The organism is Pseudomonas sp. FP2338 (genome assembly GCF_030687515.1).
Classification (GTDB): Bacteria; Pseudomonadota; Gammaproteobacteria; order Pseudomonadales; family Pseudomonadaceae; genus Aquipseudomonas; species Aquipseudomonas salomonii.
This window is the reverse complement of sequence record NZ_CP117436.1, coordinates 3,006,077-3,017,791: the sequence shown is the minus strand read 5'-3', so window position 1 is coordinate 3,017,791 and position 11,715 is coordinate 3,006,077. Positions and strand designations below refer to the sequence as shown.

11 protein-coding genes are annotated in these 11,715 nt (G+C 61.9%); 7 read left to right on the top strand and 4 right to left on the bottom strand.

Annotation, left to right across the window (positions count from 1 at the left end; translation table 11 throughout):
- The first annotated feature begins 143 nt into the window (after positions 1–143).
- From PSH96_RS13645 to PSH96_RS13635, 3 genes are all read left to right on the top strand, one after another.
- A complete protein-coding gene (locus PSH96_RS13645) occupies positions 144–1,523 on the top strand; it encodes an NAD-dependent succinate-semialdehyde dehydrogenase (protein ID WP_305459691.1) in 1,380 nt (459 codons plus the stop codon).
- Between the two features lie 113 nt (positions 1,524–1,636).
- The gene (locus tag PSH96_RS13640; RefSeq protein WP_017138819.1) at positions 1,637–2,545 is read left to right on the top strand and encodes a LysR substrate-binding domain-containing protein; all 909 of its coding nucleotides are present in this window, start codon (positions 1,637–1,639) and stop codon (positions 2,543–2,545) included.
- The gene (locus PSH96_RS13635; protein ID WP_305459690.1) at positions 2,542–2,895 is read left to right on the top strand and encodes an MmcQ/YjbR family DNA-binding protein; all 354 of its coding nucleotides are present in this window, start codon (positions 2,542–2,544) and stop codon (positions 2,893–2,895) included. Before PSH96_RS13640 ends, PSH96_RS13635 begins: the two co-directional genes overlap by 4 nt.
- A 4-nt stretch (positions 2,896–2,899) precedes the next feature.
- On the opposite strand, the gene PSH96_RS13630 is transcribed toward PSH96_RS13635, so the two are convergent.
- The 3 genes from PSH96_RS13630 to PSH96_RS13620 form a co-directional block, all read right to left on the bottom strand.
- Positions 2,900–4,186 (bottom strand): amidase, encoded by a 1,287-nt coding sequence (locus PSH96_RS13630; protein ID WP_305459689.1) that lies wholly within the window; start codon positions 4,184–4,186, stop codon positions 2,900–2,902.
- A gap of 121 nt (positions 4,187–4,307) precedes the next feature.
- Positions 4,308–4,691 carry a DUF1294 domain-containing protein gene (locus PSH96_RS13625; protein WP_305459688.1) on the bottom strand — a complete coding sequence of 128 codons (384 nt, stop codon included), beginning with the start codon at positions 4,689–4,691 and terminating at the stop codon, positions 4,308–4,310.
- Complete coding sequence (locus tag PSH96_RS13620; RefSeq protein ID WP_305459687.1) at positions 4,688–5,518, bottom strand: undecaprenyl-diphosphate phosphatase; 831 nt, start codon at positions 5,516–5,518, stop codon at positions 4,688–4,690. Before PSH96_RS13620 ends, PSH96_RS13625 begins: the two co-directional genes overlap by 4 nt.
- 224 nt (positions 5,519–5,742) lie before the next feature.
- Here PSH96_RS13620 and PSH96_RS13615 point away from each other — a divergent pair, with 224 nt between their 5' ends.
- The 4 genes from PSH96_RS13615 (at position 5,743) to PSH96_RS13600 (ending at position 9,802) form a co-directional block, all read left to right on the top strand.
- A complete protein-coding gene (locus tag PSH96_RS13615; protein WP_305459686.1) occupies positions 5,743–7,377 on the top strand; it encodes a methyl-accepting chemotaxis protein in 1,635 nt (544 codons plus the stop codon).
- A 201-nt stretch (positions 7,378–7,578) separates the two neighbouring features.
- Entirely contained in the window at positions 7,579–8,142 is a 564-nt protein-coding gene (pnuC, locus tag PSH96_RS13610) for a nicotinamide riboside transporter PnuC (RefSeq protein ID WP_305459685.1), read from the top strand.
- Positions 8,139–8,684 carry an AAA family ATPase gene (locus tag PSH96_RS13605; RefSeq protein WP_305460063.1) on the top strand — a complete coding sequence of 182 codons (546 nt, stop codon included), beginning with the start codon at positions 8,139–8,141 and terminating at the stop codon, positions 8,682–8,684. Before pnuC ends, PSH96_RS13605 begins: the two co-directional genes overlap by 4 nt.
- Positions 8,681–9,802 (top strand): NAD(P)/FAD-dependent oxidoreductase, encoded by a 1,122-nt coding sequence (locus PSH96_RS13600; RefSeq protein ID WP_305459684.1) that lies wholly within the window; start codon positions 8,681–8,683, stop codon positions 9,800–9,802. Before PSH96_RS13605 ends, PSH96_RS13600 begins: the two co-directional genes overlap by 4 nt.
- On the opposite strand, the gene ggt is transcribed toward PSH96_RS13600, so the two are convergent.
- On the bottom strand, positions 9,796–11,520 hold the full coding sequence (ggt, locus tag PSH96_RS13595; RefSeq protein WP_305459683.1) for a gamma-glutamyltransferase: 1,725 nt from the start codon (positions 11,518–11,520) through the stop codon (positions 9,796–9,798). The two genes, PSH96_RS13600 and ggt, sit on opposite strands and share 7 nt — an antisense overlap.
- Positions 11,521–11,715 lie beyond the last annotated feature (195 nt).

Below are 11,715 nucleotides of genomic sequence, written 5' to 3'. Positions count from 1 at the left end.
GACGAAAACAGCACGGTACTGCGCAAAAACCGCCATGGCTATGCACTCATAGGAATAGGCAATCAGCACATTGGAATGGATATTCGCTCAAACCGCCGTGTTCCGTAGCCTGAAACAGCACTTTCAGCCTTCGGAGTTTGCCCATGCTTATCGTCTACAACCCCGCCACCGGTGAAGAAATCGGCCGTGTGGCCAAGCACACCTCAGCCCAGGTCAAGGCCGCCGTGGACCGCACCTGCGCCGCCTTTGCCGATTGGTCCGGCAAACTCGCCAAGGAGCGCAGCGACATCCTGCGGCGCTGGCACGACAGCGTTAAGGCCGACAAGGAAGCCTTCGCCGAACTGCTGTGCCGCGAAAACGGCAAGTGCCTGAGCGAAGCCCGAGGAGAAATCGACTACGGCCTGGGCTTTATCGAGTGGTACGCCGAAGAGGCCAAACGCGTGTACGGCGACACCATTCCCACCCACGACCGCAATGCCAATGTAATGGTGACCAAAGAAGCCATTGGCCCGGTTGCGGCCATTACGCCGTGGAACTTCCCGTTCATGATGATCACCCGCAAAGTCGCCACGGCCCTGGCCGCCGGCTGCACCATGGTGATCAAACCCGCTGAAGACACACCGCTCACCGCCCTCAAGCTGCTGGACTACGCACGCAAGGCCGGTATCGAAGCCGGCGTGCTTGAAGTGGTGGTGGGTGACCCGCAGGAAATCGGCCTGATCTTTACCGGCGACCCACGCATCCGCAAGATCTCGTTTACCGGCTCCACCGGCGTGGGCAAATTGCTCGCATCGCAGTGCGCGGCAACCGTCAAGAAGATGACCCTGGAACTGGGCGGCAACGCGCCGTTTATTGTGTTCGCGGACGCCAACCTGGATGAGGCGGTACAAGGGCTGGTCAGCGCCAAACTGCGCAACTCGGGCCAGGTGTGCATCTCGCCGAACCGGATCTTTGTGCAGCACAACATTCTCGAAGCTTTTATCGAACGTGTGAAGGCTGCCATCGCCAACATCGAGGTTGACCAGGGCTTGCGCGAAGGCTTTGTGGTCGGGCCGCTGGTCAATCAACTGGGCTTTGACAAAGTCGTGCGTCTGGTCGAGGACGCCAAGGCGGCGGGCGCCAAGGTGCTGATGGGCGGCAAACCCCACGCCAAGGGCGGGTTGTTCTATGAACCGACCGTATTGACCGGCTTGCTGGACGACTCTCCGCTGGCGACTGAAGAGATCTTCGGCCCCGTGTTCGCCCTCTACTCGTTCAAGGACGAAGAAGAAGTCATCGCCCGCGCCAACCAGACCGAGTTCGGCCTGGTGGCCTACGCCTACACCAGCGCACTGGGCCGGTCGTTGCGCCTGTCACGTCAATTGGAGGCTGGCATGGTGATCCTCAACTCGGGCTCAGTGGGCACGGCGTCGGTCCCGTTTGGTGGCATCAAGCAGTCCGGCTATGGGCGTGAAGGCAGCTATTACGGGATCGAGGAGTACGTGCATGTGAAGTATGTGTTGATGGCGGGGGCGCAGTTCTAAGCCCTCTGCCCCTCCAAAAGCCAGTGCCTGCAAGGTGCTGGCTTTTTTTTAGGCTGGATTTGCGCACGCCAGACGCGGATAGTTCGTCCCACTGACAGGACAATAGGTTGACCATGCAAGACCTCAACGACCTTTACTATTTCGCCAAAGTCGTCGAAGCCGGCGGCTTTGCGGCGGCCGGCCGGCTGCTGGGGATTCCCAAGTCACGGCTGTCGCGGCGCATTGCCGAGCTGGAAGAACGCCTTGGCGCCCGCCTGTTGCAGCGCACCACACGCCAATTGACCCTCACCGCCGTCGGCGAGCGCTACCTGCGCCATTGCCAGGCGATGCTGCTGGAAGCGGAAATGGCCGACGAGGCCGTGGCCAGCATGTCCAGCGAACCCCGAGGGCGCCTGCGGGTGAGTTGCCCGGTGGGCATGGCCCAACACATGTTGCCAGGCATAGTTGCCGGCTTTCTCGCCGCTCACCCACTGGTGCAGCTGGAGATGACCCTGGTCAACCGACGCGTCGACCTGGTGGCCGAAGGCATCGACGTGGCCCTGCGCGTGCGCGAGTTGGGCGATGAAGACCCGTTGCTGGTGACCAAGCGCCTGCGTCAGGCCCAAACAGTCTTGGTGGCCAGCCCGCAGTTCCTGCAAGGCCGCCAAATCAATACCCCGGACGATCTCAAGCAATTGCCGGTACTCGCCGCGCTTGAGGCCGACCGCCTGGTGCACCTGCGCTTGATCGACCCGCAGGGCAATACCGAAAACTTATCCATGGAAGCGCGACTGGGCATCGACGACTTTATCGTGCGCAAAGCCTGCGCCTTGCAGGGCCTGGGCTTTACCCTGCTGCCGATGATGTATTGCGAAGAAGAATTGGCCAGCGGCCAATTGGTACAGTTGCTGCCCCAATGGTCCTCGCCGGGCGGCTGGCTGCAAGCGGTCTACCCGCATCGCCGTGGTGTTTTACCGGCGATTCGGGCCTGGATCGACTATCTGGAAGAAGCCTTCAAGGGTTGCGGAGACCGTTTGCTATGAAGATGAGCGAAGCACAAGTCGCGGCGTTCTGCCTGGGCCTGCCTGGCGCACGTGAAGACTACAAATGGGGCGGCGTACGCGTGTTCTCGATTGCCGGCAACAAGATGTTCGCCCTGCAGAACCTGCGCGGTGACTCGCTGGCGTTCAAGGTCGACAAGGAACTGTTCCTCGGCCATGTGGACCGCCCCGGCATCCACCCGGCGCCGTATCTGGCGCGGGCGAAGTGGGTGATCATGAACACGCCCTACCCGCTGGGCGCCGAGGAACTGCGTGGCCTGTTGCAGCGTTCACACCAGTTGGTGGTGAGCAAATTGCCCAAACGTACGCAGGTGGGGCTGAAGCTGGATTGATGCTTCAACGCGCAAACGGCAGTGCGCGCTCAATGGTCATCGCCGCCGCCAGCGCCAAATGCTCGTGCCAGGGTCGCGCAACGATCTGTACACCCACCGGCAAACCCGAGTCAGCAGTACCGGCGCGCACCACCACACAGGGCCAACCGGCCAGACTGTATGGCAGCGTATGGCTGAACAGCCCTGGCCGGGCGGTGCCCAGCAGCGGGGCCGGGGCCGCGTCAACCGGGCACAGGATAATGTCGTAGTCCGCGATGAACCCCTGCATTGCACTGCGAAACTGATCCCAATCCGAGAGCAACTGTATCGCCTGTGCCCCGGTGCCTTTGCTCATTGACCAGTAGCGCTCGGTAATATCACGGGCACTGCGCAGTACTGAAGGGAACGCCGAACGGACTATGGCGCCGGCGCCCGCCAGCAGGTCGGCAACCACCTGCAGTGTGGCCTGGGTGCACGCGTCCACCGGTTCGATGCCGCCCTCGCTGTACCAGGCGACGCGCAAACCATTCAGTGCCTTTGGCGGCACATCCGGCAGCGGCATAGGAATCACCCCGCAATCGTACCCATCCTCACCGGCGATCACCCTGAATACCAGGTCCAGGTCTTCGACATGCCGGGCCATCGGGCCGATCTGGCTGCGGCTATCACTCAACCCACCCGGGTGATCGAAAACTCCGGTGTTGGGCACACGGCCCGTGGTGGGCTTCAAGGTGCTGACGCCACAAAAATGCGCGGGTATGCGCAAGCTGCCACCGGAATCGCTGCCCAGCCCCAGCGGTGAAAGGCCGGCAGCCAGCGCAGCAGCTTCGCCACCGCTGCTGCCGCCGGGGCCATAGGACAACGCATGGGGGTTACGGGTAGCGCCGTAGACCGGGTTATCGGTCACCCCACCGCCACCGCCCGGCGGGCAGTTGCTTTTACCCAAAAGAATGGCGCCGGCCGCTTTCATGCGCGTCACTGCAACAGCATCGTGCTGCGGACAATAATGAGCCCGATCAACCAGGCCCGCTGCCGACACCACCCCACGAGTATCGAAAACATCCTTGACCGTAAAGGGAACACCCTGCAACACGCCGCCATACTCGCCCTGAGCGATAGCACGATCAACCGCCCAAGCGTCGGCCAACGCCGTATCGGCACAGACCTGCACCAGCGCGTTGACCGAAGGGTTGAGCGCCTCGATACGCGCAAGGTAAAAGCTGACGACGGCGGTGGAAGTGAGCGTGCGCTGTTGAATAAGCGCCGCCAGCGCTGTCGCTGAATGGCGTAGCAATGAATCGGGTAGAGACATTCGTGTGGTGCCCATGGGTTCAAGTGCCTGGAGCATAACGCGTACCCGCTACTGGTTTACAGAACTGCCTGGGCAAGCTGCTTCTGACAATTAAGCAGGTAATTTCTCAGGCATCTCAGTGCTATAACACCGACAGCAGCGTGCCGCCGAGGAATAACTGGTCCAGCCAGAACACTTGGTGCAGCAACACAATCACCCAGAACAGCACCTGATACGACACCTTGCGCGTCTTGTGGCGAAACACCTGTTGGGCAATCAACGCCCCCGGCCAACCACCGGCCAGTTCCACGGCATGCAGGATATTTTCGCGCACGCGCGGGCCTTCGGCCTGGGCCTTGCGTTTGTCGCCCCAGTACAGGACAAACGCCACCACGCTGACCACGCCATAGGCGGCCAGCGGAATCAGCGTTTCGCCGCGATACCACAGCAGCGCCGAGCCGATCAGCGGCGCGGCGCACAACAACACAAAAATCAGCGCCTTCAGGCGCGGGTATTGAATGCTCATGGCTTGACCGCCGTCCAGTCGATCCAGCCAAACTGCCAGGTGGCCAGGATCACCAGGCCGAACGCGATCCGATACCAGGCAAACGCCGCGTAACTGTGGCTGGCGATGAACTTGAGCAACGCCTTGACCGCTATCATCGCGAAGATGAACGAGGTGACAAAGCCGATGGCAAACACCGGCAAGTCATCGGGCTGGAACAGGTGACGGTATTTGTAGCCCGAATACACCGCCGCGCCGACCATGGTGGGCATGGCCAGGAAAAACGAGAACTCGGTGGCGGTTTTACGCGACAGGCCGAACAACAGGCCGCCGATAATGGTCGCGCCGGAGCGCGAAGTGCCCGGAATCATGGCCAGGCACTGGGCCGCGCCGACCTTGAGTGCGTCTTTCCAGGTGATCTCATCCACCGTTTCAGCGTGCACTGCATGTTGGCGACGCTCGGCCCACAGCATGATCACCCCGCCCACCACCAACGCGGTGGCCACCGTGATCGGGTTAAACAGGTAATGCTTGATCAGGTCGGCAAAAATCACCCCCAACACCACCGCCGGCAGCACCGCGATGATCAGGTTGACGGTAAAGCGCTGGGCCTTGGGCTGGGTCGGCAAGCCCATCACCACGTCGAGGATCTTGCGCCGAAACTCCCAGACCACCGCGAGGATCGCGCCCAGTTGAATAATGATGTTGAACGCTTCAAAGCGTTCGCCGCCGAAGCCGATCAGGTCGGCAACGATGATCTGGTGCCCGGTGCTGGAGATCGGCAGGAACTCGGTCAGCCCCTCCACCACGCCAAGAATCAATGCCTGTATGGCGATCCAAAAATCCATGTATCCCCCAAAGGTCATGCGCTGCGGCACGCCTTGTCTGTCTTTTTAATGTTCACTGACCACGTGCAATCGTGATGCGCTGCTGATTTTCACCAGCCGTGCGCAAAAATTTCGTGAAAAATCAGGGAGTACTCAGGTTTTTAGATTCCTGGCCGAAAGCCTATCAGACACGCTGGAATTGTCGATGCAGCACACAACTATAAAAAGCACGGAGTGACAGGACGATGAACAGTTTGCGCAGCATGTCGATCAGCCGCCGTCTTTGGCTGATCCTGATAGTCGCCGTGTTGATGCTGCTGACCCTCGGGTTGCTGATGCTCAAGCAGATCCATGACGACCTCTACCAGGCCAAACGCCAGCAGACCCAGCACGTGGTGCAGACCGCCAGCGGCGTGCTGGCTTACTATCAGAACCTTGAAAAAACCGGCGTACTCACCCGCGAGGCCGCGCAACAGCAAGCCCTCAGCACAGTGCGTGGGCTGCGCTACGACCACGATGATTACTTCTGGATCAACGACCTGACGCCCGTGATGATCATGCACGCGGCCAACCCCAAGCTCGACGGCAAGAACCTCTCGGCCATCCGCGACCCGGACGGTTTTGCGGTGTTCAATGAATTTGTGCTCCTGGCCAAGGCCAAGGGCGCCGGCATCGTCAACTATCGCTGGCCCAAACCGGGCGCCGACGCGCCGGTGGAGAAAACCTCGTACATCCAACTGTTCGAGCCGTGGGGCTGGATTATCGGGTCCGGCGTGTATGTGGATGATGTGCAGGCCGAATTCAACGGCCAGGTTTGGAAAGCCTCGCTGATCGGCCTGGGCATTGCGCTGGTGATGGCGCTGCTGGTGATCCTGATCGCGCGCAGCATCGTGCACCCACTGCAGGCGGCAGTGAACGCCATGGGCAATATTGCCAGCGGCGAAAGCGACCTGACCCGCACCCTCGACACCCACGGGCGCGACGAGGTCACTCAACTGTCGCAGCACTTCAATAGCTTCACCGCCAAGCTGCGCCAGGTGGTCGGCCAATTGCAGGCGTGTGCCAACGCGCTGGGCCAGTCGTCCACGGAGCTGGGCACCAATGCCAGCCAGGCCCACGACCGCAGCCAGCAGCAGTCCCAGCAGATGGAGCTGGTGGCCACGGCGATCAATGAAGTGACCTATGGCGTGCAGGACGTGGCAAAAAACGCCGAGCATGCCGCCAGCGAAATGCGTGACGCCCAGGCCCAGGCGCAGCAGGGCCAGGTGAATATCGACGGCAGCCTGCAACAGATCGACCAGCTCTCCAGCACCATCAGCCAGGCCGTGGAGGTGATCCGCACGCTCTCCAGTGAAAGCACACAGATTGGTGGCGTGCTGGAAGTGATCCGTTCAATTGCCGACCAGACCAACTTGCTCGCGCTCAATGCCGCCATCGAGGCGGCGCGTGCCGGTGAGCAAGGCCGTGGGTTTGCCGTGGTCGCCGATGAAGTGCGGCTGCTGGCCCAGCGCACGCAAAAATCCACCGCCGAAATCCAGGTGATGATCGAGCGCCTGCAAGGCCATTCGGAAGCGGCGGTCAAAGTGATCAGCGACAGCCACAGCGCCTCGCAATTGACCATCGAACAAGCTGGCCAGGCGGGGGCGAGCCTCACCGCCATCGGCCAGGCGTTGCGCAACCTCAACGGGCTGAATGCCTCGATCGCCAGCGCGACCTTGCAACAGGCGCATGTGGTGGAGGACATCAACCAGAACGTCACCCAGGCGGCGGGTTTGTCCCACAGCACCGCGCTGGCGGCGGAGCAGTCCAGCGTGGCGAGTGCACATTTGCGCGGGTTGAGTGAGCAGCTTGAGGGGCTGTTGCGCCAGTTCAAGATCTGAGGCCGGAGCTGGACTTGTGTGGGAGCTGGCTTGTGTGGGAGCTGGCTTGCCTGCGATGGCATCAACTCGGTGTTCCTGATACACCGAGGCGCCTGAATCGCAGGCAAGCCAGCTCCCACAGAAAGCATTTTCATGCTCGTTCCTACGACCCATCATCTTGGTTACAATCACCGCCCTCACCCACTCTCCCAAGGAACCGCCATGTCCGGGCTTGAACTGTTCGCCGCCGCCCTGGGGGTGATCGCTGTCTGGCTGACGGTCAAACAAAACCCTTGGTGCTGGCCCATCGGCCTGGTGATGGTGCTGCTCTACACCTGGGTGTTCTTCGACGTAAAACTCTACTCCGACATGCTCCTGCAAGTGGTCTACGCCGGCCTGCAACTCTATGGCTGGTGGCAATGGACCCGCGCCGGTGAGGTCAAGCAGGGCCGCCAGGTCACAAGCCTGGGCTGGCCCGCGATCATGGTCAGCCTCGCCGTCGGCGCCGTGTTCAGCGCGCTGCTCGGTGCCGCCATGGCCCACTGGACCGATGCCGCGCAACCCTGGCTGGATGCCGCCCTCACCGGTTTCAGCCTGGTGGCGCAAATGTGGATGGCACAAAAACGCGTGCAATGCTGGGCGCTGTGGATCGTCGTAGACGTGATCTTCGTCGGCCTGTTTCTCTACAAAGGCCTGTACCTCACCGCTGCGCTGTATGCACTGTTCACCGTGATCGCCGTGCAGGGCTGGCGTGAATGGCGCGCCGACCCGGCGTTGCAGGCATGAAAGTGGTGGTACTGGCCGGCCCCGAATCCAGCGGCAAAAGCTGGCTGGCCGCGCAACTGCACGCCCGCTTCGGTGGGCTGATGGTGGGTGAATACGTGCGCTATTTCATCGATCATCACCAGCGCGACACCACCCTGGCGGACATCCCGGCCATCGCCCGTGGCCAACTGGGCTGGGAAGACGCTGCGCGCGCCGAGCAGCCTCACCTGCTGATCCTCGACACGAACCTGCTGACCAACAAGCTCTGGAGCCAGACCCTGTTCGGTGATTACCCGGCATGGCTGGATGACGAGCTGCTGGCCCGCCATTACGACCTGCACCTGCTGCTGTCCCCCGAAGACGTGGAATGGAGCGCCGACGGCCAGCGCTGCCAGCCGGAACTGGCAGATCGACGGGTGTTTTTCCAGGGCAGCCTGGACTGGATCGAACAGCACCACCAGCCCGCCCTGGTGATTCGTGGCGACTGGGAAGCACGCCGCGCCATAGCCTTTGAGGCGGTCGAGCAACTGCTTGCCCAGCCGTGCCGAGGACATCTTGCATGACCAGCTCACTGCGTATCGCCATTGTCGGTGCCGGCCCCGGCGGGCTGACCTTGGCGCGTACCCTCCACCGTCACGGGCTGGATGCCTGCGTGTTCGAGCGCGAACGCGGGCCGCTGGAACGCCCCCAGGGCGGCACCCTCGACCTGCATGTCGAATCCGGCCAACTGGCGCTGCAACAGGCCGGGCTGGAAGACGCGTTCCGGCGTATCGCGCGCTACGAAGACCAGGGCACGCGCCTGATGGATCAACACGGCCGCCTGCTGTTCGAAGACCCCACCCCCGATGACGGCGAGCGCCCGGAAGTCGACCGCACCCAATTGCGTCAGATCCTGCTCGACTCACTGCCTGAAGGCTGTGTGCAATGGGGCGTGAACATCAACGACATCCGCCCGGCCGGCGCTGCACGCTGGACCCTGCATCAAGGCGAGTTCACCCACGGCCCCTTCGACCTGGTCGTCGGTGCCGATGGTGCCTGGTCCAGACTGCGCCCATTGCTGTCGCCCTACTTGCCGCAGTACAGCGGGCTGACGTTTATCGAATTCGGCATCGACGATGTCGACCGCCAACACCCGCACATTGCCACGCTGGTGGGGCGCGGCAGCCTGCAAGTGCTGGGCGGCGCCAAAGCGATCATCGTGCAGCGCAACGCCAATGCGCATCTGCGCGGTTATGCGATCTTTCGCGTGCCCACCGAGTGGGCAGCCGACCACCTCAGCCTGCCTGCACTCAAGGCTCAGTTTGCAGGCTGGCACCCGGACATTCTGGCGCTGTTTGAAGCGGCAAATGAAAGCGTCCTGGCCAGGCACATCCACGCCCTGCCGGTGGGCCATCGCTGGGTCCACCGCCAGGGGTTGACGTTAATTGGGGATGCGGCGCACCTGATGTCGCCGTTTGGCGGCGAAGGCGTGAATGCCGCAATGCTCGATGCGGCCGAACTGGCCTGGCAGCTGCTCAGCACGCCTGACTGCTCAGCCGCCGTACAGGCGTATGAAAACCACATGTTCGAACGGGTGATACCGGCAGCCCAAGGCAGCGCCGAGGGCGCCGCCATCCAGTTATCCCATGACAGCCTGGCGCTGTCCCTGGCCTTCCTGCATCAACACCTCCCGCCTCAGTAACCGAGCGACAACCCGGTATTGCGGCGTGGGTCGTTCGCCCCGTAGAAGCGGTTGTTGCCCACCGGTTTGCCCCCCAGCGAAGGCGCGCCCACCAGGATCGCCGCCAAATGGTTGGCATCCTGGGGACCGGCAAACTTGTGGCCCCAGCTTTCGAGAATCTTCTGGGTGTCCGGGCTGACCGCGAAGGTTTCCAGGTTGGTGGTTTCCGGCATCCACTGCTGGTGGAAACGCGGCGCGTCCACGGCTTCCTGGATGTTCATCTTGTAATCGATGACATTGAGGATGGTCAGCAAAGTCGCGGTGATAATCCGGCTACCGCCCGGCGTACCGACCACCATCACTGCCTTGCCATCCTTGGTGACGATGGTCGGGCTCATCGACGACAACGGCGCCTTGCCCGGTGCGATAGCGTTGGCTTCGCCCTGCACCAGCCCGTACATGTTCGGCACGCCGACCTTAACGGTGAAGTCGTCCATTTCATCGTTGAGGATCACCCCGGTTTTGCTCGCCATCACGCCGGCACCGAACCAGTCGTTGAGGGTGTAGGTCACGGACACCGCGTTACCCCACTTGTCGACGATGGAATAGTGGGTGGTGTTGTTGCCTTCATGGGGCGATACACCTGGCTTGATCGCCTGGGAATCTCCGGCTTTCTGCGGGTCGATGGCGGCACGCAGCTTGGCGGCGTAGTCCTTGTCCAACAGGTGCGCGATGGGGTTCTTGACGAAATCCGGGTCGCCCAGGTAGCTGTTGCGGTCCACGTAGGCGTGACGCATGGCTTCGATCTGGTAGTGCAGGCCTTGGGCCGAGTGATAACCCAGGTCAGCCATCGGGTAGCCTTCGAGGATGTTCATGATCTGGCAGATCACCACACCGCCGGAGCTTGGCGGTGGCGCCGAGACCACGTGGTAGCCACGGTAGTCGCACTCGATGGGCGCCAGTTCGCGGGTCTTGTACTTGTCGAGGTCAGCCTGGGTGATGATGCCCTTGCCGGCCTGGCTGGAATCCACCAGCGCCTTGGCGACCCAACCTTTATAGAAACCGTCGGTGCCCTTGGCGGAGATTTCCTTGAGGGTCTTGGCCAGGTCTTTCTGCACCAGCTTCTGGCCGACCTGCATCGGCTGGCCGTTGTGCAGGAAGATCCCGCGCAGGTCCTTGTCTTTTTCAAACTCGCCGGTGGCGGTGTGCAGCAGGTCGATATCACCCTGCTCCAGTTCAAAGCCGTTTTCGGCCAGTTTGATCGCCGGGGCGATCACCTGGGCGCGCTTGAGGGTGCCGTATTTGTTCAGCGCGGTTTCCATGCCGGACACGGTGCCGGGTACGCCGACGGCCAAGTGGCCCTTGGCGCTGAGGCCGTCGATGACCTTGCCGTCTTTGTCCAGGTACATGTCGGCGGTGGCTGCCAACGGGGCTTTTTCACGGAAGTCGAGGAAGGTCTTGCGCCCGTCTGCCAGTTGCACGGTCATAAAGCCGCCGCCGCCGAGGTTGCCCGCTGCCGGGTACACCACAGCCAGCGCATAGCCCACGGCAACCGCCGCATCCACCGCGTTGCCGCCGGCCTTGAGCACATCCACACCGACATGAGTGGCCAAATGCTGGGCGGTCACCACCATGCCATTTTCCCCGGCCACTGGTGCCTGTGACGCGGCTTGCACGCCGTTGACCGTCAACACCAGCGCAGTGGCAATCAGGGTACGGCTGAAGGGTTGGTATTTCATCCATGGCTACTCTATTTATTGAGGTGCACCAAAATAGCCCGACTCGAATCCAATCCCCAGCGCAATGGCGTTTTTATTACAGAACTTGTCGGTCATAGAACGGGCACGAAAAAGCCCATGCTATATTTCGCGCCCAGCCTGGCGGCAAGGCGCTTTGTGATTGGCTGGGGTTTATCAGTAACTTGGTGCTGCGTG

Coding starts and splice junctions, on each gene's coding strand:
- PSH96_RS13645 (WP_305459691.1), top strand. CDS start 144: ATGCTTATCGTCTACAACCCCGCCACCGGTGAAGAAATCGGCCGTGTG.
- PSH96_RS13640 (WP_017138819.1), top strand. CDS start 1,637: ATGCAAGACCTCAACGACCTTTACTATTTCGCCAAAGTCGTCGAAGCC.
- PSH96_RS13635 (WP_305459690.1), top strand. CDS start 2,542: ATGAAGATGAGCGAAGCACAAGTCGCGGCGTTCTGCCTGGGCCTGCCT.
- PSH96_RS13630 (WP_305459689.1), bottom strand. CDS start 4,186: ATGTCTCTACCCGATTCATTGCTACGCCATTCAGCGACAGCGCTGGCG.
- PSH96_RS13625 (WP_305459688.1), bottom strand. CDS start 4,691: ATGAGCATTCAATACCCGCGCCTGAAGGCGCTGATTTTTGTGTTGTTG.
- PSH96_RS13620 (WP_305459687.1), bottom strand. CDS start 5,518: ATGGATTTTTGGATCGCCATACAGGCATTGATTCTTGGCGTGGTGGAG.
- PSH96_RS13615 (WP_305459686.1), top strand. CDS start 5,743: ATGAACAGTTTGCGCAGCATGTCGATCAGCCGCCGTCTTTGGCTGATC.
- pnuC (WP_305459685.1), top strand. CDS start 7,579: ATGTCCGGGCTTGAACTGTTCGCCGCCGCCCTGGGGGTGATCGCTGTC.
- PSH96_RS13605 (WP_305460063.1), top strand. CDS start 8,139: ATGAAAGTGGTGGTACTGGCCGGCCCCGAATCCAGCGGCAAAAGCTGG.
- PSH96_RS13600 (WP_305459684.1), top strand. CDS start 8,681: ATGACCAGCTCACTGCGTATCGCCATTGTCGGTGCCGGCCCCGGCGGG.
- ggt (WP_305459683.1), bottom strand. CDS start 11,520: ATGAAATACCAACCCTTCAGCCGTACCCTGATTGCCACTGCGCTGGTG.